This window comes from Ralstonia condita, from assembly GCF_958405655.1.
Taxonomy (GTDB): Bacteria; Pseudomonadota; Gammaproteobacteria; order Burkholderiales; family Burkholderiaceae; genus Ralstonia; species Ralstonia condita.
Genome location: NZ_CATYWO010000007.1, coordinates 141,983 through 168,274, shown reverse-complemented (window position 1 = coordinate 168,274; position 26,292 = coordinate 141,983). Strand labels below are relative to the sequence as shown.

The window sequence follows — 26,292 nt, the reverse complement described above, 5'->3', positions numbered from 1 at the left end:
TTCCCGTGTGAAAGTAGGTCATCGCCAGGCTCTCCCTCTAAACACCCCAGCTACTCAAATAGCTGGGGTGTTTGCTTTTTACGGGTCGGTTGTTTTTGCTCAAAAGCGGTAAGCATGCGCTAGCTGGTGGCGCGGTTTGCGCTGTACGCAGCTCTGACAGAGCGAAGCTGCAATTGCCCTTCCGGCAAAAGCTCGGGGTCTGTCCACCGTCTGGACCTGCTAAGTGGGCGCTGGCGGGCCATATGCGGAAGATCTGTCAGTGTTTTCATGTGATTTCTTCATTGGGCGCTTGACAAGACATCTTCGCGGTCCCATAATCGCAAGTTCTCTTCGGAGAGGTGCCCGAGTGGCTAAAGGGGGCAGACTGTAAATCTGTTGGCTTACGCCTACGTTGGTTCGAATCCAACCCTCTCCACCAAAATTAAGCAGTGAGTTCGGCCCGCAGGGTCGGGCGGCAAGGGAAGAAGTAACCCGGGCGGGTGTAGCTCAATGGTAGAGCAGAAGCCTTCCAAGCTTACGACGAGGGTTCGATTCCCTTCACCCGCTCCATTCGCTGTTGCAGGTTTCGCCCATGTGGCTCAGTGGTAGAGCACTCCCTTGGTAAGGGAGAGGTCGGCAGTTCGATCCTGCCCATGGGCACCACGCATCCACCAACGCAAATCGCTACCGAGACAGGAGTCGCGACATGGCAAAGGAAAAGTTCGAGCGGACCAAGCCGCACGTGAACGTTGGGACGATTGGTCACGTTGACCACGGCAAGACGACGCTGACCGCAGCGATCGCGACCGTGCTGTCGAGCAAGTTCGGTGGCGAAGCGAAGAAGTACGACGAAATCGACGCTGCGCCGGAAGAAAAGGCACGCGGCATCACGATCAACACCGCGCACATCGAATACGAAACGGCTAACCGCCACTACGCGCACGTTGACTGCCCGGGCCACGCCGACTACGTCAAGAACATGATCACCGGTGCCGCCCAGATGGACGGCGCGATCCTGGTGTGCTCGGCCGCTGACGGCCCGATGCCGCAAACGCGTGAGCACATCCTGCTGGCCCGCCAGGTTGGCGTGCCGTACATCATCGTCTTCCTGAACAAGTGCGACATGGTGGACGACGCTGAACTGCTGGAGCTGGTCGAGATGGAAGTGCGCGAACTTCTGTCGAAGTACGACTTCCCGGGCGACGACACCCCGATCATCAAGGGTTCGGCCAAGCTGGCGCTGGAAGGCGACAAGGGCGAACTGGGCGAAGTGGCCATCATGAACCTGGCCGACGCACTGGACACCTACATCCCGACGCCGGAGCGCGCTGTTGACGGTACGTTCCTGATGCCGGTGGAAGACGTGTTCTCGATCTCGGGTCGCGGCACCGTGGTGACCGGCCGTATCGAGCGCGGCATCATCAAGGTCGGCGAAGAAATCGAAATCGTCGGTATCAAGGCCACGCAGAAGACCACCTGCACGGGCGTGGAAATGTTCCGCAAGCTGCTGGACCAAGGTCAGGCAGGCGATAACGTCGGTATCCTGCTGCGCGGCACCAAGCGCGAAGACGTCGAGCGCGGCCAGGTGCTGTGCAAGCCGGGTTCGATCAAGCCGCACACGCACTTCACGGGCGAGGTCTACATCCTGTCGAAGGACGAAGGCGGCCGTCACACGCCGTTCTTCAACAACTACCGCCCGCAGTTCTACTTCCGTACGACGGACGTGACCGGCTCGATCGAGCTGCCGGAAGGCAAGGAAATGGTCATGCCGGGCGACAACGTGTCGATCACCGTCAAGCTGATCGCCCCGATCGCCATGGAAGAAGGCCTGCGCTTCGCCATCCGTGAAGGCGGCCGTACCGTCGGCGCCGGCGTCGTCGCCAAGATCATCGAGTAAGTGCTGTAAAGCTTCCGTGCGACCGCCAACCGGTCGCGCGTGAAGCGCCAGAGTGGGGTTGACCGAATGGCGACCCCAAAGCTGTTTTAGGGGTATAGCTCAACTGGCAGAGCGTCGGTCTCCAAAACCGAAGGTTGGGGGTTCGATTCCCTCTGCCCCTGCCAATTCATCAGCCGCGTTGCGCGACACCGCGCCACGCGGCTTAGTCTCGTTTGGGAAACATGGCCAATCCGAACGTCGAAACCGTCAACACCGCCAGCGGCAAGTGGCTGCTGGCCGTTGCGTTCCTACTGGTGGTCGCCGGGGTGATCGGTTTTTACCTGCTGGCGCAGCAACCAGGCTACGTCCGTGCCGCTTCGCTGATTGGCGGGCTGGCGCTTGGTGCGGGGGTTGCACTCGTCTCTGCGCCGGGGCAAAGCTTCATTGAGTTTGCGCGCGAGTCGTACCGTGAAGTTCGCAAGGTGGTTTGGCCGACGCGCAAGGAAGCCGGCCAGATGACCGGCCTGGTGTTCGCGTTCGTCGTCGTTATGGCCGTGTTCCTATGGTCTGCGGACAAGCTCATCGAGTGGGTGATCTTTTCCCTCGTGCTGGGCTGGAAATAATCGGGTAAAGCCATGACGGATAACGTAGCGAACGACACGTCCACGGATTCGTCCGCACCGGCCTCAAAGAAGCGCTGGTATGTCGTCCATGCCTACTCGGGCATGGAAAAGAGCGTGCAACGCGCGCTGCAGGAGCGCATTGAGCGCGAAGGCCTGCAACATCTGTTCGGCCAGATCTTGGTGCCGTCGGAAGAGGTGATGGAAAGCAAGAGCGGCCGCAAGACCGTGACTGAGCGCCGCCTGTTCCCCGGCTACGTCTTTGTCGAAATGGAGATGACCGACGAGACCTGGCACTTGGTGAAGAACACTTCCAAGGTGACTGGTTTCATTGGTGGTACGGGCAATCGCCCCTCGCCGATTTCCAAGAGCGAAGTCGACAAGATCATGGCTCAGATCCAGGAAGGGGTCGAGAAGCCGCGTCCCAAGACATTGTTCGAAGTGGGCGAAATGGTCCGCGTGAAGGAAGGTCCGTTCACCGACTTCAATGGCAACGTCGAAGAAGTGAATTACGAGAAATCGCGCCTGCGCGTTTCTGTGACGATCTTCGGGCGAGCCACGCCAGTCGAGCTTGAGTTCGGCCAGGTCGAGAAGGTGTGATGAATTGGGCGTGGCGGTATCAGCCGCTGCGCCGATCGCCAGGTTCAACGAACCCGGCGGGCAACGGCGGCGAAGCCGCCCGCGCCAACAGAGGAGCGTCAGTCTTGCGCTGATGCGTTACCACTCAACAGGATTGCCTCGCGGCAGTCCGAGTAGGAGTCAAGATGGCCAAGAAGATTATTGGCTTTATCAAGCTGCAAATCCCGGCTGGTAAAGCAAATCCGTCCCCGCCCGTCGGCCCGGCCCTGGGTCAGCGCGGTCTGAACATCATGGAGTTCTGCAAGGCGTTCAACGCGCAGACTCAAGGTATGGAACCGGGTCTGCCGGTGCCGGTGGTGATCACCGCCTTCGCCGACAAGAGCTTCACCTTCGTGATGAAGTCGCCCCCGGCGACCGTGCTCATCAAGAAGGCAGCAGGTATCCAGAAGGGTTCGTCCAAGCCGCATACCGACAAGGTCGGCAAGATCACCCGCGCCCAGGCTGAAGAGATCGCCAAGGCGAAGAACGCTGACCTTACCGCAGCTGATCTGGACGCCGCCGTGCGCACGATCGCCGGTAGCGCCCGTTCGATGGGTATTACGGTGGAGGGCCTGTAATCATGGCAAAGATTTCGAAGCGCGTGGCCGCGAACAAGGCCAAGGTCGAGCGCACCAAGTTCTACCCGATCGACGAAGCACTGAGCCTCGTCAAGGATTGCGCCAGCGCCAAGTTCGATGAATCCATCGACGTGGCCGTGCAACTGGGTATCGACGCGAAGAAGTCGGACCAGGTGGTTCGTGGTTCGGTGGTGCTGCCTGCCGGTACCGGCAAGTCGGTGCGTGTTGCCGTGTTCGCCCAGGGCGATAAGGCCGAGCAAGCCAAGGCTGCCGGCGCTGAGATTGTCGGCATGGAAGACCTGGCCGAGCAGATCAAGGCTGGCAACATGGACTTCGACGTCGTGATCGCCTCGCCCGACACGATGCGCGTGGTCGGTACGCTGGGTCAGATCCTGGGCCCGCGCGGCCTGATGCCGAATCCGAAGGTCGGTACCGTGACGCCGGACGTGGCTACGGCTGTGAAGAATGCCAAGGCTGGTCAGGTGCAATTCCGCGTCGACAAGGCCGGGATCATCCACGCCACCATCGGCCGCCGCTCGTTCGAGCCGGCAGCGCTGAAGAGCAATCTGGCTGCGCTGCTGGACGCGCTGAACAAGGCCAAGCCGGCCTCCAGCAAGGGCGTGTACCTGCGCAAGATCGCCGTCTCGTCGACGATGGGTGTGGGCGTACGTGTGGACCAGGCGAGCCTGGCAGCCTGATCGCTTTCGATCATTCGCGCCGGGTGGCCCGATAACCGTCCCGGTGTTGGCAGATTTGCGGCGCACGGTCATACCGTGCGCTCCCTTGAAGTTTTGAGGGAAGAACTTTGGGCAGCAGTGCAAGTGTGCGAAGGCACGCAGAAGCTGCTGGTTATCAAAGACCGTTGGCGGTGAAGGACTCAGGATTTCGTCTGGATCTTCACCTTAATCGCAGCGCAATCCGGCAACGGATCAGCGCTGCAGCCAACGCAGATGGCGCCCCCGAAGGGAATGAGTGACTTTGGTATTGCCGAAGTGATTTGTGCCAATCGGACGCCGTACTTTTGGACTGACCGAGGTGACCGCAGTGACTGCGCAAGCCGAAGTCGTTTTGGAGCTTAACCGTGGCACTCAATCTCGAAGATAAGAAGGCCGTCGTGGCCGAGGTAACGGCGCAAGTCGCCAAGGCCTCGACCATCGTCGTCGCCGAATATCGCGGTATCACGGTTGGCGATCTGACCAAGCTGCGCGCGCAAGCGCGCCAGCAAGGCGTCTACCTGCGCGTTCTGAAGAACACGCTGGCTCGCCGTGCTGTTGAAGGCACGCCGTTTGCCGAACTCGCCGAGCAACTGACCGGCCCGCTGATCTACGGTATTTCCGAAGATGCAGTGGCCCCGGCCAAGGTGCTGAACGATTTCGCCAAGGGCAACGACAAGCTGGTGCTGCGCGCCGGTTCTTACGATGGCAAGGTCCTCGATGTCAACGGCGTGAAGGCCCTGGCAACGATCCCGAGCCGGGAAGAACTGCTCAGCAAGCTGCTGTTCGTCATGCAGGCACCGGTGTCGGGCTTTGCCCGCGCCCTGGGTGCCCTGGCTGCCAAGCAAGGCGAAGGCGAGGCTGCCGCGGCCTGATCGGCTGCTGCACCGCGCACAGATCGCACGATCGATACCGAATCACATTCTGGAGTTATTCAAATGGCAATCACCAAAGACGACATCCTGGAAGCCGTTGGCGCGATGTCCGTAATGGAACTGAACGACCTGGTCAAGGCGTTCGAAGAAAAGTTTGGCGTGTCGGCTGCTGCTGTGGCAGTGGCTGGCCCGGCTGGCGGCGCAGCTGCTCCGGCTGCTGAAGAGCAAACCGAATTCACCGTGACGCTGAAGAGCGCCGGCGCGAACAAGGTTGGCGTCATCAAGGCCGTGCGTGAAATCACCGGCCTGGGCCTGAAGGAAGCCAAGGACCTGGTCGATGGCGCACCGAAGCCCGTGAAGGAAGGCGTCGACAAGAAGACTGCTGACGAGCTGGTGAAGAAGCTGGTGGAAGCCGGCGCGGAAGCCGAAGCCAAGTAAGTGCAGGTCTCGCGTGCCGTATCGGTGCGCGATCGAGGCTGGCAAAGGGAAATTTCCCGGCGCCAGCCTTTTTGCGCTTGTAGGACCGGATGTTGAGCGGCCTTACAATCACACCGCAGGTAAGCAATAGGTATTCTTGACGTCACTTTCGCCCGAATTTTCGGCGGCCGGCCCTACTGAGGCCAGCAGAGGTCAAACATCAGTGGCACACTGGACGACTCGCAGTCCGCTGATGTTTGTCTTCTGAACCGACTGCAGAAGGCAAGTTTGGTCGGGTACTCCCCCGTTCGTGGCATGGGCTCCATGGGCCCATGTGCGGGCGGTGCGCGCAGTACTGTCAGCCAGAGGTTGGTAGCGGCCAACCGCCAAATCCCGTCACCAGTCGCTGAACACCTCAAGTGCCAGGCGCGACCACGCCACAGTCCGTCGCTGCACTTGCGATGATTCGGAGATCCCATGGCGTACAGCTTTACCGAGAAGAAGCGTATTCGCAAGAGTTTCGCGAAGCGCGCAACGGTTCATCAGGTTCCGTTCCTGCTTGCTACCCAGATTCAATCGTATACCCAGTTCTTGCAGGAAAACGTGCCGGTCGCGCAGCGCAAGACCGAAGGCCTGCAAGCGGCATTCAACGCCATCTTCCCCATCGTGTCGCACAATGGTTTGGCACGGATGGAGTTCGTGTCATACCACCTGTCCAGCCCGCCGTTCGACGTCAAGGAATGTCAGCAGCGTGGTCTGACCTATCATTCCGCGCTGCGCGCGAAGGTGCGCCTGATCATCAACGACCGCGAGAACCCCACCAAGGTCAAGGAGATCAAGGAGCAGGAAGTCTACATGGGCGAAATTCCGCTCATGACCTCCACCGGTTCGTTCGTGATCAACGGCACGGAACGTGTGATCGTGTCCCAGCTGCACCGTTCGCCAGGCGTGTTCTTCGAGCACGACAAGGGCAAGACGCACAGCTCGGGCAAGCTGCTGTTCTCGGCGCGGATCATTCCGTACCGCGGCTCGTGGCTCGATTTCGAATTCGACCCGAAGGACATCCTGTACTTCCGCGTTGACCGCCGCCGCAAGATGCCGGTGACGATCCTGCTGAAGTCGATTGGCCTGACGCCGGAGCAGATCCTGGCGCACTTCTTCGTGTTCGACAACTTCACGCTCAAGACCGAAGGCGCACTGATGGAATTCGTGCCCGAACGTCTGCGCGGTGAAGTCGCTCGCTTCGACATTTCCGACAAGAACGGCAAAGTCGTCGTCGAGAAGGACAAGCGTATCAATGCCAAGCACATCCGCGACCTGGATTCCGCCGGTACCAAGCTGATCAGCGTGCCGGAAGACTACCTCCTGGGCCGCGTGCTGGCGAAGAACATCGTCGATCCGGATACCGGTGAAGTCCTGGCCAACGCCAACGACGAACTGACCGAAGGCGTGATCGAAAAGCTGCGTGATGCCGGCGTCAAGGAAATCCAGACGCTGTACACGAATGACCTGGATCAGGGTCCGTACATCTCGTCCACGCTGCGCACAGATGACACGGCCGACCAGACCGCCGCGCGTATCGCGATCTACCGCATGATGCGCCCCGGCGAGCCGCCGACCGAAGATGCCGTCGAAGCGCTGTTCCACCGCCTGTTCTACAGCGAGGACTCGTACGACCTGTCGCGTGTGGGCCGCATGAAGGTCAACAGCCGCCTGAACCGCGCGGAGGGCTCGGGCCCGATGGTGCTCACGGATGACGACATCCTCGACACGATCAAGCTGCTCGTGAACCTGCGTAACGGCAAGGGCGAAGTGGACGATATCGACCACCTCGGCAACCGTCGCGTGCGTTGCGTCGGCGAACTGGCCGAAAACCAGTTCCGCGCCGGCTTGTCGCGCGTCGAGCGTGCTGTCAAGGAGCGTCTGGGCCAGGCCGAGACGGAAAACCTGATGCCGCACGACCTGATCAACTCGAAGCCGATTTCGTCGGCGATTCGCGAGTTCTTCGGTTCGTCGCAGCTGTCGCAGTTCATGGACCAGACCAACCCGCTGTCGGAAGTCACGCACAAGCGTCGTATTTCGGCACTGGGCCCGGGCGGTCTGACGCGCGAGCGCGCGGGCTTTGAAGTCCGTGACGTGCACCCGACCCACTACGGCCGCGTGTGCCCGATCGAAACGCCGGAAGGTCCGAACATTGGTCTGATCAACTCGCTGGCGCTGTACGCACAACTGAACGACTACGGCTTCCTCGAAACGCCGTATCGCAAGGTTGAAAACGGCAAGCTGACTGACCAGGTGGATTACCTGTCGGCCATCGAGGAAGGCAAGTACGTGGTGGCGCAGGCCAACGCGACGCTGGACAAGGACGGCAACCTGATCGACGAGCTGGTCTCCGCGCGTGAAGGCAGCGAGCGTGAAACCCGTATGGTCACGCCGGACCGCGTGCAGTACATCGACGTGGCACCGTCGCAGATCGTGTCGGCTGCAGCCTCGCTGGTGCCGTTCCTCGAGCACGATGATGCAAACCGTGCACTGATGGGCGCAAACATGCAGCGTCAGGCCGTGCCTTGCCTGCGCGCAGACAAGCCGCTGGTCGGTACTGGCATTGAGCGTACCGTGGCCGTGGACTCGGGTACGGCCGTGCAGGCCACGCGCGGTGGTCGTGTCGATTATGTCGACGCCAACCGCGTGGTGATCCGCGTGAACGACGACGAAGCCGTGGCCGGTGAAGTCGGCGTGGACATCTACAACCTGATCAAATACACGCGTTCGAACCAGAACACGAACATCAACCAGCGTCCGATGGTCAAGGTGGGCGACATCGTTGCCCGCGGTGACGTGATCGCCGATGGCGCCTCGACCGACATGGGCGAGCTTGCGCTCGGCCAGAACATGCTGGTCGCGTTCATGCCCTGGAACGGCTACAACTTCGAGGATTCGATCCTGATCTCGGAGCGTGTGGTTGCTGAAGACCGCTACACCTCGATCCATATCGAGGAGCTGTCGGTCGTCGCCCGCGACACCAAGCTCGGACCGGAAGAAATCACGCGCGACATCTCGAACCTGGCCGAAGCCCAGCTGGCGCGCCTGGACGAATCGGGCATCACTTACATCGGCGCAGAAGTCGAAGCCGGTGACGTGCTGGTCGGCAAGGTCACGCCGAAGGGCGAGACCCAGCTGACGCCGGAAGAGAAGCTGCTGCGCGCGATCTTCGGCGAGAAGGCGTCCGACGTGAAGGACACCTCGCTGCGCGTGCCCTCGGGCATGAGCGGTACCGTGATCGACGTGCAGGTCTTCACGCGTGAAGGCGTGGTGCGCGACAAGCGCGCCCAGTCGATCATCGACGAAGAACTGAAGCGCTACCGTCTGGACCTGAACGACCAGCTGCGTATCGTGGAAGGCGATGCCTTCCAGCGTCTGGAGCGTCTTCTGGTGGGCAAGGTTGCCAACGGCGGCCCGAAGAAGCTGGCCAAGGGCACCGCGCTCACGAAGGAATACCTGGCCGATCTGGACAAGTGGCACTGGTTCGACATCCGCCCGGCGGAAGACGAAGTCGCGCTGCAACTGGAAGCCGTGAAGGTTGCCATCGAGCAGAAGCGCCACGACTTCGACCTCGCGTTCGAAGAGAAGCGCAAGAAGCTCACGCAAGGCGACGAACTGCCGCCGGGCGTGATCAAGATGGTCAAGGTGTACCTGGCCGTGAAGCGCCGCCTGCAGCCTGGCGACAAGATGGCCGGCCGTCACGGTAACAAGGGTGTGGTGTCGAAGATCACCCCGATCGAAGACATGCCGTACATGGCCGACGGTACGCCTGCCGACATCGTGCTGAACCCGCTGGGTGTGCCTTCGCGGATGAACGTGGGTCAGATTCTCGAAACCCACCTGGGCTGGGCCGCGCGCGGTCTGGGCGAGCGCATCGGCAACATGCTCAAGGCGCAAGCCAAGGCAGCCGAGGTCCGCAAGCTGCTGAACCAGATCTACAACGAAAGCGGCAAGACCGAAGATCTGGACAGCCTGTCCGACGCCGAAGTCCTGGAACTGGCCGAGAACCTGAAGAAGGGCGTGCCGTTCGCGACGCCGGTGTTCGACGGTGCGCATGAGGACGAGATCCGCCGCATGCTGGACCTCGCCTATCCGGAAGACATCGCCAAGGAAAAGGGTCTGACCGCCTCCAAGCAGCAGGTCACGCTGTACGACGGCCGCACCGGCGAAGCGTTCGAGCGTCCGGTCACGCTGGGCGTCATGCACATGCTGAAGCTGCATCACTTGGTCGACGACAAGATGCACGCGCGTTCGACCGGTCCGTACTCGCTGGTGACGCAGCAGCCGCTGGGCGGTAAGGCCCAGTTCGGTGGCCAGCGTTTCGGTGAAATGGAAGTGTGGGCGCTGGAAGCGTACGGCGCGTCGTATGTCCTGCAGGAAATGCTGACCGTCAAGTCGGACGACGTGAACGGCCGGACCAAGGTGTACGAGAACATCGTCAAGGGCGAGCACTCGATCGATGCCGGCATGCCGGAATCGTTCAACGTGCTGGTGAAGGAAATCCGCTCGCTGGGTATCGACATCGACCTCGAGCGCAACTGAGCGCCGATGCGGTGAGGGCGTGGCGGCAACATCGCCATGCCCTGGTAACAGCAGCCATTGACGAAGATTTAGGGCCGGTGCCTTTGGGTCACACCAAGGCGCCAGCCTCAAACTCAAGGAGTTTGGAATGAAAGCATTGCTCGACCTATTCCGTCAGGTACAGCAAGAAGAGCAGTTTGACGCGATCAAGATTGGTCTCGCGTCGCCCGAGAAAATCCGTTCGTGGTCGTACGGCGAAGTCAAGAAGCCCGAGACGATCAACTACCGCACGTTCAAGCCCGAGCGTGACGGTCTGTTCTGCGCCAAGATCTTCGGCCCGATCAAGGACTACGAGTGCCTGTGCGGCAAGTACAAGCGCCTGAAGCACCGTGGCGTGATCTGCGAGAAGTGCGGCGTTGAAGTGACGCTGGCCAAGGTGCGCCGTGAGCGCATGGGCCACATCGAACTGGCTGCGCCGACCGCGCACATCTGGTTCCTGAAGTCGCTGCCGTCGCGTCTGGGCATGGTGCTCGACATGACGCTGCGCGACATCGAGCGCGTGCTGTACTTCGAAGCATTCGTCGTCGTTGAGCCGGGCATGACCCCGCTCAAGAAGAGCCAGATCATGTCGGAAGACGACTACCTGGCCAAGTGCGACGAGTACGGCGAAGGCGAGTTCGTTGCCATGATGGGCGCCGAAGGCATTCGCGAGCTGCTGCGCGGCATCGACATCGAGAAGCAGATCGAAACGATCCGCGCCGAGCTGCAGGCCACGGGCTCGGAAGCCAAGATCAAGAAGTTCGCCAAGCGCCTGAAGGTGCTCGAGGCATTCCAGCGTTCGGGCATCAAGCCGGACTGGATGATCCTCGAAGTGCTGCCGGTGCTGCCGCCCGAGCTGCGTCCGCTGGTCCCGCTGGACGGCGGCCGTTTCGCCACGTCGGACCTGAACGACCTGTATCGCCGCGTCATCAACCGGAACAACCGTCTGAAGCGTCTGCTTGAGCTGAAGGCGCCGGAGATCATCGTGCGCAACGAAAAGCGCATGCTGCAGGAGGCGGTGGACTCGCTGCTGGACAACGGCCGTCGCGGCAAGGCGATGACCGGCGCCAACAAGCGTCCGCTGAAGTCGCTGGCTGAAATGATCAAGGGTAAGGGCGGCCGTTTCCGTCAGAACCTGCTGGGCAAGCGCGTGGACTACTCGGGCCGTTCGGTCATCGTGGTGGGCCCGACGCTGAAGCTGCATCAGTGCGGCCTGCCCAAGCTGATGGCGCTCGAGCTGTTCAAGCCGTTCATCTTCCACAAGCTGGAAACGATGGGCATCGCCACCACGATCAAGGCGGCGAAGAAGGAAGTGGAAAGCCAGACGCCGGTGGTGTGGGACATCCTCGAAGAGGTGATCCGCGAACACCCGGTGATGCTGAACCGTGCGCCGACGCTGCACCGTCTGGGTATCCAGGCGTTCGAGCCGGTACTGATCGAAGGCAAGGCCATCCAGCTGCACCCGCTGGTCTGCGCGGCGTTCAACGCCGACTTCGACGGTGACCAGATGGCTGTTCACGTTCCGCTGTCGCTCGAAGCGCAGATGGAAGCGCGCACGCTGATGCTGGCGTCGAACAACGTGCTGTTCCCGGCCAACGGCGATCCGTCGATCGTGCCGTCGCAAGACGTGGTGCTGGGTCTGTACTACACGACCCGCGACAAGATCAACGGCCGCGGTGAAGGCATGACGTTCGCCGACATCTCGGAAGTGATCCGCGCCTACGAGAACAAGGAAGTCGAACTGGCTTCGCGCGTGAACGTGCGGATCACCGAGTACGACCTGGTGAACCCGGAAGCCGACGGCGACGCCCGCTTCGCACCGAAGATCACGCTGCAGGCCACCACGGTCGGCCGCGCGATCCTGTCGGAGATCCTGCCGAAGGGCCTGCCGTTCTCGGTGCTGAACAAGCCACTGAAGAAGAAGGAAATCTCGCGCCTGATCAACACGGCGTTCCGCAAGTGCGGTCTGCGCGAAACCGTGATCTTCGCTGACAAGCTGCTGCAGTCGGGCTTCCGCCTGGCAACGCGCGCCGGTATCTCGATCGCCATCGACGACATGCTGGTGCCGCCGGCCAAGGAGAAGATCATTTCCGAGGCGGCTGCCAAGGTGAAGGAATACGACAAGCAGTACATGTCGGGTCTGGTGACGGATCAGGAGCGTTACAACAACGTCGTGGACATCTGGGGCGCCGCTGGTGACCAGGTGGGCAAGGCGATGATGGAGCAGCTCCAGACCGAAGACGTGGTTGACCGCAACGGCAACACCGTCAAGCAAGAGTCGTTCAACTCCATCTACATGATGGCCGACTCGGGCGCACGGGGTTCCGCGGCGCAGATCCGTCAGCTCGCCGGTATGCGTGGCCTGATGGCCAAGCCGGACGGCTCGATTATCGAGACGCCGATTACCGCGAACTTCCGCGAAGGCCTGAACGTTCTGCAGTACTTCATCTCGACCCACGGTGCGCGTAAGGGTCTGGCGGATACGGCACTGAAGACCGCGAACTCGGGTTACCTGACCCGTCGTCTGGTTGACGTGACGCAGGATCTGGTGGTGGTGGAAGACGATTGCGGCACCTCCAACGGCGTGGCCATGAAGGCCCTGGTCGAAGGCGGTGAAGTGATCGAAGCCCTGCGCGACCGTATCCTCGGCCGCGTGGTCGTCAACGACGTGGTGAACCCGGAAACGCAGGAAACCGCGATTGAAGCCGGCACGCTGCTGGACGAAGACCTGGTCGAGCTGATCGATTCGATCGGCGTGGACGAGGTCAAGGTCCGCACGCCGCTGACCTGCGACACGCGCTACGGGCTGTGCGCGAAGTGCTATGGCCGCGACCTGGGCCGTGGTGTGCTAGTGAACTCCGGCGAAGCGGTGGGTGTGATCGCCGCGCAGTCGATCGGTGAGCCGGGCACGCAGCTGACGATGCGTACGTTCCACATTGGTGGTGCGGCATCGCGTGCGGCAGTGGCATCGAGCGTGGAAGCAAAGGCAACCGGTACCGTGCGCTTCACGGCGACCATGCGTTACGTCACCAACGCGAAGGGCGAGCAGATCGTCATCTCGCGTTCGGGCGAAGCGCTGATCACCGACGACCATGGCCGTGAGCGTGAGCGCCACAAGATCCCGTACGGCGCGACGCTGCTGGTGCACGATGGCCAGGCCATCAAGGCCGGCACGCAGCTCGCCACGTGGGATCCGCTGACGCGTCCGATCATCTCCGAGTACTCGGGCACCATCAAGTTCGAGAACGTCGAAGAAGGCGTCACCGTCGCCAAGCAGATGGACGAAGTGACCGGTCTGTCGACGCTGGTGGTGATCGATGCGAAGCGTCGTACCGCTGCCACGAAGGGCATCCGTCCGCAGGTGAAGCTGCTCGACTCGTCGGGCGCGGAAGTGAAGATCCCGGGCACGGACCACTCCGTGACCATCGGCTTCCAGGTGGGCGCGCTGATCACCGTGAAGGACGGTCAGCAAGTGCATGTGGGTGAAGTGCTGGCACGTATCCCGACCGAATCGCAGAAGACGCGTGACATTACCGGCGGTCTGCCGCGTGTGGCCGAGCTGTTCGAAGCCCGTTCCCCGAAGGACGCCGCCGTGCTGGCGGAAGTCACCGGTACGACTTCGTTCGGTAAGGACACCAAGGGCAAGCAGCGCCTGGTGATTACGGATCTCGACGGCAATGCGCACGAGTTCCTGATCGCCAAGGAAAAGCAGGTGCTGGTGCACGACGGCCAGGTCGTCAACAAGGGCGAAATGATCGTCGAAGGCCCGGCCGACCCGCACGACATCCTGCGTCTGAAGGGCGTGGAAGAGCTGGCGACCTACATCGTCGACGAAGTGCAGGACGTGTACCGTCTGCAAGGCGTGAAGATCAACGACAAGCACATCGAAGTGATTGTTCGTCAGATGCTGCGCCGCGTGCAGATCGTCGATACGGGCGATACCAAGTTCATCCCGGGTGAACAGGTGGAGCGCTCGGAGCTGCTCGACGAGAACGACCGCGTGATCGCCGAGGGCAAGCGTCCGGCCACTTACGAGAACCTGCTGCTGGGTATCACGAAGGCATCGTTGTCGACCGACAGCTTTATCTCGGCGGCGTCGTTCCAGGAAACCACGCGCGTGCTGACCGAAGCCGCCATCATGGGCAAGGTCGACGACCTGCGTGGTCTGAAGGAAAACGTCATCGTCGGCCGTCTGATCCCGGCTGGTACCGGTCTGGCTTACCACCGTGCCCGCAAGGCCAAGGAAGCCGCCGACCGCGACCGCGCCGCAGCGATTGCCGAAGAGGAAGCTGCTTCGATCTTCGAGACGCCCGTCGTCCATCAAGAAGAAGGTGGCGCAGCCTGAAGCTAGGCAGCGTCCCTCGCATCAAAGCCCGGCCTTGTGCCGGGCTTTTTTTTGGCTTGCTTGACCTGACGCTCTCAAGGCCGCCTCGACGGCATGCCCGCGGTTATCTCGAAACGTTAACCTGCCTTAACATCGCAGCCGCTATGATTTCGCGATCTTGAACCGGCAACCCGCGCAATCTGCCGGCCCTTCCCGTCTTGCCGATGATTCCTCCATGAAGCTCACACGCAAGCAGATCGCGGTTGGTGCAGTTGCCCTGGTGGCCGCTGGTGCGGCGGTGGTGCAGATGGTCTGGCACTCGTTTGGCCGCACGCGCGCACTGCACGCCCGCCAGGTCCAGCTCGACCTGACCTATCCCGATGCCCTGATCGACAGCCAAAGCCTGTCGCAACTGCCGCGCGACGTGCTGCGTGTGCCGCTGCTGCGCGACGTGCTGACTGAAGATTTCGTGGCCTATTACGAAGGCAACGAAGACCGCCTCTCCGTGGCCGGGGCGCTGCGCCGCCTGGCGTACGAGCAGAAGCTCGACCTGGCCGAGACGGTGCTCAAGCACGTGTTTGACGAGCCCGCCCGTGTGATGCTGTGGCGCGGCCCGGACGACAAGCTGCGTTACTGGGTGCTCTCGATGCAGCGCAACGGCCTGGCCAAGGCGCTGGAAGCCGTCGCCACGGTGGCCACGAGCGATACGCAGCTCACCAAAGTCGCCGATGGGCTGGGCGATTCGGGCGCGCCGGTCTATGCGCTCAGGCTCTCGGCCACGCGTTCGATCCTGATTGCCAGCAAGGGCGATCGGCTGATCGCGCTGTCCGAGCCCGGCATCCTGCTGGACAAGGACGGCAAGCCGATTTCCAAGCAGGCCAGCGCGCTGGCGGCGCTGCTGTCGGACGATACCGGCAGGCGCAATGTCCAGGGCACGGCGTACGCGCTGCCCGCGCAGGAGCCGACGGGCCATCACGTTGTGGTGAGCGCCAACTATCTGTCGTTCGGTTATCAGCAATACTTCCCCGGCATTGAAGCGCTGCGTTTCGACTTCGGTGCGGGCAAAGACGGCGCGGGCAACGGCTGGCAGAGCGCCGCGCTCATCGACCCGGCCCGGCTGACGGCCAAGTGGGACAACGCCGGCCTGTGGCGTGCGCTGCCGTCTGACCCTGCCGCATGCGCGACGCTGCCGGTTGATTGGAAGGCTGCCGGCACGCTGCTGAAGTCCGTGGCAGGCGACGCCAAGGAGATCAGCGAAGCCGCCGCGCATGTTGGCGATGCGTTTGCGGGGCCGGCGGCCGCGTGCTGGTACGGCAAGTCGTCGCTGGTGGCGCCGTTGTTCGTGGCGAAGCTGTCGTCGGCGTCGCAGGCAGAAGCCGTCAAGCCGGCGCTCGGTGCGCTGTTCGGCCAGATTGTCGGGTCGTACGAAGCCAAGGCGCAGGCTGACGACAAGTCCGGTCCGTACAAGCGCCTGCCGGTGACGACAAAGCAGGGGCCCGCCAACGCCACGCTGTGGCAGCGGCCGGTCAGTGCGCGCTACGGTACCGCGCAATCGGCGGGTGCTCCGTTTGCGGCGCAGTTGTCGGCGGATCGCTATTTCCCGGTCACGCTCGCGATTGCGGGCGATGTGGTCGTGTTCTCGCCGGACGCACGCCTCGTCGATGACGCCTTGGCGGTGCTCGCCAAGCGCTTCCCCGCAGTGGCCGACAGCCTGCCGAAGGACAAGACCGATCGCATCGTCCTGACCATGACGCCCGCATCGCTCGCCCCGCTTGTCCGCCGCGAAGCGGGTGCAGCGCTGCCGGCCGACCAGGAAGCGGTGTTCCTGAACGCCGCGCAGACGCATCTGTTCCCGAAGCTCAAGGCGCTGTCGCGGTACGCGCCGGTGTCGCTGGCGCTGGATGGCGGCGTGCCGTCGTCGCGCGGCTGGGTGCCGGTGACGTGGCTCTCAAGCGGACGCGGTCTGCCTGCCGGTGGCGATGGCACGCCGCCGCTGGCTGACGCAACGGCAGCGCAAGCTCCGGCGGCCGATGCGCCGACCGCAGCGGCTGCGGCTTCCGCCTCCGAAGCCAACACCAGCACGCAATGACGTTGCGCGCCCAGGCCGCCGCGCTGAACCGCCGCCGTTGGTTGACGGCGGCGGGCGCCTGCCTGCTCGCTCCGTCTGTGCATGCGTTGTCGGGTTGGGCCGACGCGGCTCCCGCGGATGCCGATGCACTCACGCCGGACCAATCCAGCGTGTTCCGGGCGTGGTTCGTGCGCATCGTCAACGAGCAGCTCCGCCAAGGCCCGACGCCGCGCTGGACGCATCGCGACTGCGCTGGCCTCGTGCGCTTTGCCGCCGGCGAGGCGCTGCGCCCGCACGACGCCCGCTGGCTGCGCGCCAACGGCATGCGCGATGCGGAATCTGCGCGACACCTGCCGCCCGAGCTGAATCTCACGCCTGCCCAGCGCGCGCTCACGCAGCGTTGGGCACGCTTCGATGGCAGTACCGGCGCATATGTCTCGGCGCTGGGGCTCATCCAGCAGAACAGCCGGTTCATCGCCAAGGACGTCAACCAGGCGCTCCCGGGCGATCTGCTCTTCTTCGATCAAGGCGACGACCAGCATCTGATGATCTGGATGGATCGCTACATCGCTTACCACACCGGCACCGTCACCCGCACCGACAACGGCCTGCGCGCGGTCCCGGTTTCTGAACTGATGCAATGGAAAGACTCGCGCTGGCAGCCGCAGAGCGGCAACCCCAACTTCATCGGCGTGTTTCGTCTGGCCTTTTTGACACGGTAGAAAAACGCATGCGCAACCGTTGGCTGTCGTTCAATCTCGTCGCCGCCGTCTGCGTGACGGTGCTGGCGTTCGTCGTTTCGGTGCCGGCAGCGCATGCGGCCGATGCGCCGGAAACGCCCAACCCCACGCTGTTCGACGTGCCGGGCAGCGGCTATGAGCCGTTCAAGGGGCAGCCGTTCTTCCTGCTGTCGGATGCGAGCTACGGCACCGATCAGGAAGCGATGGTCCGTCTTGAAGCGCCGGGCCGCGAGTACAAGGACGAACTCTCCCGCTACGGCGGCGCCGACATCCTCGTCTACCGCGTGCCGCAGCCGCTGGAATTTCTGAAGGCGCAGAAGAACCTGCACCGCATCGACGTCAAGGCCAACTACACGGGCGAAGGCCTGGCCAACACGCTCGCCTATCTGTGGGACAACTGGACACGCCAGGCCCGCCGCGCCTGGCAGCGCGTGTTGTCGTTCGCCACACGCAGCAAGGCCGTGGAAACCGCGCCGCAGTTCAGCATGGGCGACCAGATGACCGCGCCCACGCGCTTCTCGAACAACCCGCAGTACGCGCCGCTCAAGGGCTACGAACTGCTGGGCCGCTTCCGCTACCCGATCTGGGATGCCAAGCCGATCGCGCCGCCCAAGGACGTGAAGCTCGAGGGCAGCAGCAGCGAATGGATGCCGCAAAACGCCGGCAACGTGATGATTCCGGTCGGCAAGCTGCCTGCAGGTCTGTACATCGTTGAGGCGGTGATTGGCGCGTACCGTGCGCACACGCTGCTGTTCGTGTCGGACACCGTGGCCGTCACCAAGGGCACCTCGCAGGGCATGATGGTGTGGACGGCTGAGCGCAAGAGCGGCAAGCCCGTCAGCGGCGCGTCGGTCAGCTGGACCGACGGTGTGGGCGTGCTGGCTTCAGGCACCACCGAAGCGGACGGCACGGCCGACCTGCGCCACGTGTCGCCTGAACGCAGCTACGTGATCGGCAACGATCGCGCGGGCGGTGTGTTCATCTCCGAGAATTTCTATTACGACAGCGAGATCTACAACACCAAGCTGTACGCCTTCACCGATCGCCCGCTGTATCGCCCGGGCGACGAAGTGAACGTCAAGTTCATCGGCCGCAACTTCAAGAACGCGACCGAGTCGACCGTGCCGGCTGCCGGCGACATCAAGCTGCAAGTGCTCGACCCGAACGGCGCGCCGGTGGCCACGACGACCACGCGCCTGGCGGGCGAGACCGGGGCGGACGCACGCTTTACGCTGCCGTCCAACGCGCCGGCCGGCGGCTACTCGCTGCGCTTCGACTACAACGGCGGCACATACGGCGGCGCCTTCCGCGTGGCCGAATACATCAAGCCGCACTTTGACGTGAACCTCTCGCTGGACAAGGCGAGCTACGGCACGGGCGAAGCGGTCAAGGGCAAGATCAGCCTGCGCTATCCGGACGGCAAGCCGGTCAAGAACGGCAAGGTGTCGGTCAGCCTGCGCGCGCAACAGGTGACGATGGTGGAGGGCGAGCTGCGTTACGCGGGCCTGTTCCCCGTCAAGCTGGAGCAGCAGGAGCTGACCACCGACGGCGACGGCAACGCCAAGCTGGAACTGCCCGCCGCCAAGGAACCGAGCCGCTATGTGGTGACCGTGTTTGCCAACGATGGCGCGGCGTACCGTGTGAAGGTGACGCGCGAATTGCTGATCGCACGTGGCGCGACGCCGTACAAGCTGTCGACCACGTCGAACTTCACCACGCCGGGGCAGAACGTGTCGTTCACGCTCACGCCGATGCCGGTTGTGAGCGGCGCAAGCGGTGCCAGCGCGCCGCCCGCCAAGTGGGATCTGGTGCGCCTCGAAACGCGCACGCGCACCGAAGGCACGCTGGCGCCGGATGCCAAGGGCAACGCCACGTTCCCGGTCAAGTTCGACCAGCCGGGTTCGTACACGCTGTCGGTGCGCGATGCGGCCGGCAACCTGCTCGCCGCATCCAGCCACTGGGTGGCCGGTGACGGCGTGCAGACCGTTCCGGGCAACATCGAAATGGTGTTCGACCGCGATCGCTACCAGATTGGCGACACGGCCGAAGCGCTGATCACGTTCCCGCTGCCGGTGGACGATGCGCTGCTCACGCTGGAGCGCGATAAGGTCGAGCGCCACGCGCTGCTCACGCGCGGCGGCGAATGGCTCAGCCTGCAGAAGGTCACGCCGTCGCAGTACCGCGCGCGCATCAAGATCGGTGCGGAGTTCGCGCCCAACATGACGTTCTCGGTGCTGTACGTGCGCGACGGCGACATGGTGTTCCAGAACGCCGGCATTGTCGTCACGCAACCGACGCTGGACCTGGGCGTGCATGCCGACAAGGCCGTCTACGCCCCGGGCGAAACCGTCACGCTGGACTTGACCAGCGCGCTGGCGGGCAAGCCCGTGCCGGCCAACCTGACCGTGTCGGTGGTCGACGAAATGATCTACGTGCTGCAGCCTGAAGTGGCACCCAGCATCGTCGACTTCTTCTATCACCCGCGCCGCAACAGCGTGCGCACCACATCGAGCCAGAGTTTCATCAGCTACGACCTGGCGCTGGCCTCGCTGCCGGGCAAGCCGGGCGGCACGTATGGCCGCCATAACGAGCGTGGCGTGAAGGTGCTTGAGCGCCCGCGCCGCGACGAGAAAGACACCGCTGCCTGGGTCGCCAACCTGCAGACCGGCGCCGATGGCCGTGCGCGCATGACCTTCAAGATGCCGGATTCGCTGGCGCGCTGGCGCATCACGGTGCGCGCCGTGTCCACCACCGGCGCATCGGACGGCATCGTTGGCCAGCGCACGGCAAGCATCCGCTCCGACAAGCCGCTGTATCTGAAGTGGACCGGCCCGCAACGCTTCCGCGAAAGCGATCAGCCGCGCCTGGACATGGTCGCCTTCAACCAGACCGACAAGGACATCACCGCGGACTGGATCGTCTCGGGCGCCGGGCTGAACATCAACCAGCGCGTGACGCTCAAGCGCGGCGCCAACTATCTGCGCGCACCCGTGACCGCGCTGCAGGCGGGTGTCGTGAATGCCGAGCTGAAGCAGGACGACAAGGTTTCGGACCGCCTGCAGACCACGCTCAAGCTGGACGCAACGGGCTGGCTGGCCGACCGCGAAAACGTCGTTCCGCTCACGCAGCTGCAAGGCACGCGCCTGCCGCTGGGCCTGCCCGCCGATGCACGCGACGTGCGCCTGCGCGTGGTCGGCAACACGGCCAGCCAGTTTGCCCGCGTGGCCGATGACCTCATCGAATATCCGTACGGTTGCGCCGAGCAGACCGCCAGCCGCCTGATCCCGCTGGCACTGGCCCAGCAGAGTCTGGCGGCCACAGGCACGCGCCTGGGCGATGGCGGCCCGGCCGGCACGCAAGGCGTCGACGCGCTGCTGCGCACGCAACGCCAGCGTCTTGCACTGCTGGCGGGCACCAACGGCACCTTCGGCTGGTGGGGCGAGCTGACGACCAGCAGCGCGCTGATCACGTCGTATGCGTATTACGCGGATTGGCTCGCCAGCCGCTCGGTCGGCATCAGCCTGCCGGCAGACAACTGGAAGCAGGTGCTCGAAGCCTACAAGCGCACCAGCCAGAACGAGCCGCTGCTGCACCGCGCGCTGGCGCTGTGGTTTGCCAACGAGATGGGCCTGCCGGTGGCGACGCCGCTGTCGGGCGTGGCCAACGAGCTTGCGCCCAGTGGCGGCAAGGCGGCCAAGGCCCCGGTCGATGCCGACCCCGCCGCGGGCGACAGCCTGATCTTCGTGGCGCCGGATTCGCCACGCGGCCGGCAGGTCGCGACGGTGCTGACGGCACAGCTGATGCGCCAAGTCGGCCAGCCGGTGCCGGAAGCGCTGGTCTCCGCAGACATTGCCGCACGCAACGCGCTGGCTGCCGACAATTCCCCGCTGGTGCAAAGCCTGTTGCTGATGGGCGGCGGGCGCTCAGCTGCCGACCCGGCACCGCTGCTGGCTCGCGCCAGCGCCGCCATGCCGACCATGGATCGCGCTGTGGCGCTGGTCTGGCTGCAGAAGGGTTTGGGCGGCCTGCAAGGCGCCAGCGTTGCCACCATCCAGCCGGCCGTTTCTGCTGGCGGCTGGCAGGCGACGCGCTCGCCGGTGGGTGTGCCGACCTGGCGCTGGACCGGCGCGCAAGCGCCCGCCGCGCTGGACCTGACCACGGCTCCGACCGACGTGACCACGCAATCGGGCATCGTGTCGTACCGCAGCCGCGCGGCCGAGGCGTCCAAGCTGCCGATCACGGTGGAGCGCAAGCTGTATCGTCTTGAGCCGATCGACAGCGCGCCCGCCAAGGCCGATCCGAAGGCGCCCAAGCAGCCGGCGGCCGACGCCAGCAGCGGCATCGCGTTCACCACCAAGCCGGTCAAGCCGGGCGACACGCTCGACAGCAATGCGCTCTACGTCGACGAGGTTGTGTTGACGCCGCGCCAGGGCACGTACCGCTACGGCTTGGTCGAAGTGCCGCTGCCGCCGGGCGCCGAAGTGGAAGCCACCACGTGGGGCATCCAGATCGACGGGCTGAAGGGCGAACCGAACGAAGGCAACGGCGCGCAGCCGTTCGAGCGCAAGGCCGCGTATGAAATGGGCCAGCTCTCGTACAACCAGCCGGTGCCTGCGCTGGAGCGCCCGACCGTGCTGCGCCAGCTGGTGCGCTTCTCGCTGCCGGGCCGCTTTGCGCTGCCGCCGGTGCGCTACTTCCGCATGTACCAGCCGGAAGCCAAGGCGTTCCAGGGCGACGGCAAGACGGCCAGCTATCCGTTCAAGGTGGAGTGATCTGGCGATGCCTTCCCGCCTGCTCGCGCGTAGTGTGCTGACCGGCCTGCTGTGGGCTGGCGGCGCACTCGCGCTTGCCGGGCAGGCTGGGCACGCCACCGCCGGGCCGGTTGGCCAGCCGCTTACGCAACTGAGATATGCCGCGTTGCAAGGCGATGACGCCAAGCTCTGGCAGTTCAGCGCTGACCCGGCCGGCGGCGTGCCGCAAGCCACCGCGTTGCCGCACGACGCCGAAACGCCGCTCGGCAGCGTCTGGAAGCTCTTCGTCTATAGCTACCTTGTCTCGCGCCGCATCAGCACGCCCGACTACACGTGCCACGGTAACGACCCCGAAGAGGTGTACTGCTGCACCGCAGGCAACAGCATCGACCGCGAGCGCGCGCTCATCCAATCGTGCGGGCGCTATTTCGAACCGGCGCGTCTCGGGCTGGACCGCGCGGATTGGCGCCGCTTCTGGCAGCAAGCTGGATCGCCCACGTGGCTACGTGACCTGCGTGCCATGCAGCCGACGCATCGCGTGCCGGTCGCCGATCTGCTCACAGCGCTGCGCAGCGTTCCGGCCGAGGGGCGCGAAACTGCCGCGCAGACACTCGTCTCCGTGCTGACCGTCGGACGTGGCGAGGGCACGGTGTCGGACTTCGGTGGTCTGCTGCGCGCCAAGACGTGGACGATGCCCGACCCGCAGCGGCCCGGCGCGTCGATCGGCGGCGCCGCGGGCTGGCTGGCCGACGGCACGCCCGTCTGGCTGGGCGGTGCGGGGTCGAGCAACCAGGTGCTGGCCGCTGCCGCACCGCGCCTGACGCCGCTGATCGAGCAGACGCCCGTGCCCGACGATGATGCCTGCGTCGCGGTGGACTTCTTCGCGCGTTACCCGATTCGCGAGGTGCGCGATGCCAGCGGCAAGCCGGTCGCCCCCGGCCGCCTGGAAGGCCGCTATGCCGTGCGCTTCGTCAATGGCAACACGCTGCCGATCGAAAGCAAGGGCGAGTTGACGCTCGCGCGCCAGAACAACACGCCGGTCATTACGGGCCGCCTGGGCATGAACGACTACGTGGCGCGCGTGGTCGAGCGCGAAGGCGAACTCGCCGAGCCGCAGGCCGCGCGTGCGTTGGCCGTGGCGGCGCGCAGCTACCTCGTGCAGCACGCCTCGCGCGACAAGGGCTGCTACCGCATCGCCGACAGCTCGCGGACGCAGCGCGTGCTGCCGCGTCCACCGCTGGCCGCCGCGCGCAACGCAGCCGAATTTACCGACACGCTGGTCCTAACCGGCCAGTCCGTGCAGTACCACGGCACCATCAGCGCACGCGGCCAGATGAGCTGGACCGCCGCGCGTGCCGCTGCCCAGCGCGGCCAGGGTTTCGACGCGATTCTCGCGCAGTGGTGGCCGCAGGCGACGCTCACGTCGTTCCAGAGCCCGGTGGCGGGGGATTGTTCACCCGTGGCGGGTGCGCAGCCATGGCTGCAGACGCACGCACCGCGTTGGTCCGCGCGCCTCAGTGCCGAGCCCGGCTACGAGACACCGCCGCTGCCGGCCGTGTGCGTCGTACAAGAGGGCCGCCCGTATGCCGACGCGCGCCGCAACCGGCTCTACGTGCACCGGTTCGCCACCGAGGAAGACCGCATCGCGCTGACGCACGAATATCTGCACCTCGCCTTTGCGCGCCACCCGCGCGGGCAGGACGAACAGTTTGTCGAGGCGATGGCGCGTCGCCTGATCCGAGGGGAGGGTTTGCTGTGAAGAGTGGGATGACGCGCTTGGCGCTGGGCACCGTTGCGCTGCTGCTGGCCGCTTCGGCGCTGGCTGAGCCGGTGGCCGATCTGGAAGGGCCGATCGGCGGCTGGCGCAACAGCAAGCTGACCAACGAGCTGGAGCAGTACACCGCGGCGTATCCGAAGCCGCCCGTAGACCGCGGCGCGCAAAAGTACCGCACGCTCATTGCCGGGCGCATCCGCGCGGCCGGCAAGCAGCGCCGCCCGCCGGTGTTGGTCGTCAATGGCAACGCCATGCCGTTGTATGGCGATGGCGAAGGCCGTTTCGCGCGCCCCTGGGCGTTCGGCCCGGGTTCGAACAGCGTCGAAATCGTCAGCGCCGACGGCCAGTCGCGCCAACGTCTGCAGTTCTACGAGGCGGACACCACCAAGACGTCGGCCAAGCTGCGCGCCGTCCTCACGTGGGACGACCCGCGCGCCGAGGTCGACATGCACGTCATTTCGCCGATTGGCGATCACGCGTTCTGGGCGCAACCGCTGCTCTCCGACGGCGGTGGGCTCGACGTGGACAGCGTCGACGGCGCCGGCCCCGAGATTTTCTCGACCGCCGCGCCGCGCCCCGGCGTCTGGCTGTTCTACGTGAACTACTGGGGCAACTTCAACGCCGGCGGCTACAACTTCGACGAAAAGGCGCACGACCGCGATCTCATCACCGCGCAACTGACGCTGATCTATAACGAGAACACGCCCAACGAGCGGCGCGAGTTCGTCAGCGTGCCGCTGCGCAAGATCGGCGAGCTGGCGCTGATGAAATCGATCCGCTTCTGACGTGACACACATGACGCCTTCCAATTTCCGTCTCGCCGTCGCCATCGCGCTGGCTACGTTTGCGGCTGCTGGCAGCGTGCTCGCGCAAACCGACGCCGGGAATATCGAGATCACCGCGCCGCTCAATGGCTGGCGCAATTCGGCGGGCGACGAATCCCGCTACACGCAAGACGTGCATTACCCGGCGGTGTCGGTGTCGACGCCGCAGGGGCAGGGCATCGCGTCGATGATCGCCGGGCGCATCCGCAACCAGCCGAAGGCTGCCGCAGCAACGGACGAAAACAAGCCGCGCCGCCGCCGTGGCGCCGATGGCGCGTCGGTCGGTACGCTGATCGTCAACGGCGTGGCCATGCCGCAGCGCATTGAGGCTGACGGCACGTTCTCCCGTCCGTACGCATTTGGCGCGGGCAGCAACAGCGTCGAGGTGCGCAGCGCGCGCGGCGACGCCAAGCGCGTGCAGTTCTACGACAGCTACGCCGGCAAGCAGCGTCCGCGTCTGCGCGTGGTCCTGTCTTGGGACACCGACGGCACCGATCTCGACTTGCACGTCATTTCGCCCGATGGCCAGCATGCCTGGTACGGCAACCGCGTGGTCCAGAACGGCGGCGCGCTCGACGTGGACGTCACGACCGGCTATGGTCCTGAGATCTATTCGAACCCGGCCCCCGTCCCCGGCACGTATCTCGTCTACGTGAACTACTACGGCAGCGGCAACGACAACAGCATCATCACCACGGCCACTGTCAACATCATTACTGACGAAAACACGCCGTCCGAGCGCCAGCAGACGTTTGTCGTGCCGATGCGCAAGGCCGGCGATCTGACGCTGTTACGCAGTTTCACGATGAAGTAGCCACACGCTTTCGGAGCCGCCATGGATACGCAAACCGTTGCCGCCTACGACACCCTTGCTGAGGCTTTCGCGCAGGAGTGGCGCGAGCAGCCCGCGCCTGAAGACCTGTACGCGTTGCTGCGCCGCGAGTTCAAGGCGGGCGGCGCCACCGCCGACATCGGCTGCGGCGCGGGCCGCGAGGTGGCGTGGCTCAACGCCAACGGGTATCCGGCTGTCGGCTACGACGCCTCGGCGGGGTTGCTGGAAGCGGCGCGGGAGCAGTATCCAGGGCTGTCCTTCCGGCAGGCGCTGCTGCCCGAGTTGGTCGGTATTGCCGAAGGCGCGTTCGACAACGTCCTCTGCGAGACCGTCATCATGCATTTGCCGCCCGAGCAGATTGGTGCGGCGGTGGAGCGCCTGGTGTCGTTGCTGCGCCAGGAGGGCACGCTGTACCTGAGTTGGCGGGTCACGCCTGAGGCCGATCAGCGCGATGGACGCGGCCGGCTGTTCACGTCGTTCGATGCGGCACCTGTGCGCCAGGCGCTGGCCGGCACCGAACTCGTCTTTGACGAGGCGGCCGTCAGCCAGTCGTCGGGGCGGACGATCCATCGCATCGTTGCACGCAAGGTCTGACGGCGGCGTTGCCGACAATCCGACTGTCCTGATTGACCACCCTGCGGCGGGGTTTGTCACAATAGCGGTTTCGCCCAGCCCGCGCGTGACACCGCGCGCACCCGCCG

The 26,292-nt window shown here is 64.4% G+C and carries 16 protein-coding genes and 4 tRNA genes; all 20 read left to right on the top strand.

What is annotated here, in order from left to right; all coding sequences use genetic code 11:
- The first annotated feature begins 332 nt into the window (after positions 1-332).
- The 20 genes from R2N03_RS18850 (at position 333) to R2N03_RS18755 (ending at position 26,185) form a co-directional block, all read left to right on the top strand.
- Positions 333-418, top strand: a tRNA-Tyr gene (locus tag R2N03_RS18850).
- Positions 419-475: 57 nt separating this feature from the next.
- A tRNA-Gly gene (locus tag R2N03_RS18845) sits at positions 476-549 on the top strand.
- Between the two features lie 18 nt (positions 550-567).
- Positions 568-642: transfer RNA gene (locus R2N03_RS18840), tRNA-Thr, on the top strand.
- A 43-nt stretch (positions 643-685) separates the two neighbouring features.
- Positions 686-1,876: an elongation factor Tu gene (gene tuf / locus R2N03_RS18835; protein WP_316659353.1), complete on the top strand. Its 1,191-nt coding sequence runs from the start codon at positions 686-688 to the stop codon at positions 1,874-1,876.
- A gap of 88 nt (positions 1,877-1,964) precedes the next feature.
- Positions 1,965-2,040 (top strand) — tRNA-Trp (locus R2N03_RS18830).
- 57 nt (positions 2,041-2,097) lie between these two features.
- Positions 2,098-2,478 carry a preprotein translocase subunit SecE gene (gene secE / locus R2N03_RS18825; RefSeq protein ID WP_316659369.1) on the top strand — a complete coding sequence of 127 codons (381 nt, stop codon included), beginning with the start codon at positions 2,098-2,100 and terminating at the stop codon, positions 2,476-2,478.
- Between the two features lie 12 nt (positions 2,479-2,490).
- Entirely contained in the window at positions 2,491-3,075 is a 585-nt protein-coding gene (nusG, locus tag R2N03_RS18820) for a transcription termination/antitermination protein NusG (RefSeq protein ID WP_004634452.1), read from the top strand.
- 164 nt (positions 3,076-3,239) lie between these two features.
- Complete coding sequence (gene rplK / locus R2N03_RS18815) at positions 3,240-3,671, top strand: 50S ribosomal protein L11 (RefSeq protein WP_316659368.1); 432 nt, start codon at positions 3,240-3,242, stop codon at positions 3,669-3,671.
- A 2-nt stretch (positions 3,672-3,673) separates the two neighbouring features.
- The gene (rplA, locus tag R2N03_RS18810; protein WP_316659367.1) at positions 3,674-4,369 is read left to right on the top strand and encodes a 50S ribosomal protein L1; all 696 of its coding nucleotides are present in this window, start codon (positions 3,674-3,676) and stop codon (positions 4,367-4,369) included.
- 383 nt (positions 4,370-4,752) lie between these two features.
- Positions 4,753-5,259: a 50S ribosomal protein L10 gene (gene rplJ, locus R2N03_RS18805; RefSeq protein ID WP_296226226.1), complete on the top strand. Its 507-nt coding sequence runs from the start codon at positions 4,753-4,755 to the stop codon at positions 5,257-5,259.
- Between the two features lie 63 nt (positions 5,260-5,322).
- Complete coding sequence (gene rplL, locus R2N03_RS18800) at positions 5,323-5,697, top strand: 50S ribosomal protein L7/L12 (protein ID WP_316659366.1); 375 nt, start codon at positions 5,323-5,325, stop codon at positions 5,695-5,697.
- 456 nt (positions 5,698-6,153) lie between these two features.
- Positions 6,154-10,260: a DNA-directed RNA polymerase subunit beta gene (gene rpoB, locus R2N03_RS18795; RefSeq protein ID WP_316659365.1), complete on the top strand. Its 4,107-nt coding sequence runs from the start codon at positions 6,154-6,156 to the stop codon at positions 10,258-10,260.
- 127 nt (positions 10,261-10,387) lie between these two features.
- Positions 10,388-14,623, top strand: coding sequence for a DNA-directed RNA polymerase subunit beta' (gene rpoC, locus R2N03_RS18790; RefSeq protein ID WP_316659364.1), 4,236 nt, complete (start codon positions 10,388-10,390; stop codon positions 14,621-14,623).
- A gap of 214 nt (positions 14,624-14,837) precedes the next feature.
- Positions 14,838-16,691: a DUF2138 domain-containing protein gene (locus R2N03_RS18785; RefSeq protein ID WP_316659363.1), complete on the top strand. Its 1,854-nt coding sequence runs from the start codon at positions 14,838-14,840 to the stop codon at positions 16,689-16,691.
- A complete protein-coding gene (locus R2N03_RS18780; RefSeq protein ID WP_316659362.1) occupies positions 16,688-17,392 on the top strand; it encodes a DUF1175 domain-containing protein in 705 nt (234 codons plus the stop codon). Before R2N03_RS18785 ends, R2N03_RS18780 begins: the two co-directional genes overlap by 4 nt.
- A gap of 8 nt (positions 17,393-17,400) precedes the next feature.
- The gene (locus tag R2N03_RS18775; RefSeq protein WP_316659361.1) at positions 17,401-22,182 is read left to right on the top strand and encodes an alpha-2-macroglobulin family protein; all 4,782 of its coding nucleotides are present in this window, start codon (positions 17,401-17,403) and stop codon (positions 22,180-22,182) included.
- A 7-nt stretch (positions 22,183-22,189) separates the two neighbouring features.
- Positions 22,190-23,920 carry a YfaQ family protein gene (locus tag R2N03_RS18770; protein WP_316659360.1) on the top strand — a complete coding sequence of 577 codons (1,731 nt, stop codon included), beginning with the start codon at positions 22,190-22,192 and terminating at the stop codon, positions 23,918-23,920.
- Positions 23,921-23,928: 8 nt separating this feature from the next.
- Positions 23,929-24,720: a YfaP family protein gene (locus R2N03_RS18765; RefSeq protein WP_232041201.1), complete on the top strand. Its 792-nt coding sequence runs from the start codon at positions 23,929-23,931 to the stop codon at positions 24,718-24,720.
- 10 nt (positions 24,721-24,730) lie between these two features.
- Positions 24,731-25,573 (top strand): YfaP family protein, encoded by an 843-nt coding sequence (locus R2N03_RS18760; protein WP_316659359.1) that lies wholly within the window; start codon positions 24,731-24,733, stop codon positions 25,571-25,573.
- 21 nt (positions 25,574-25,594) lie between these two features.
- Complete coding sequence (locus tag R2N03_RS18755) at positions 25,595-26,185, top strand: class I SAM-dependent methyltransferase (protein ID WP_260804342.1); 591 nt, start codon at positions 25,595-25,597, stop codon at positions 26,183-26,185.
- Positions 26,186-26,292 lie beyond the last annotated feature (107 nt).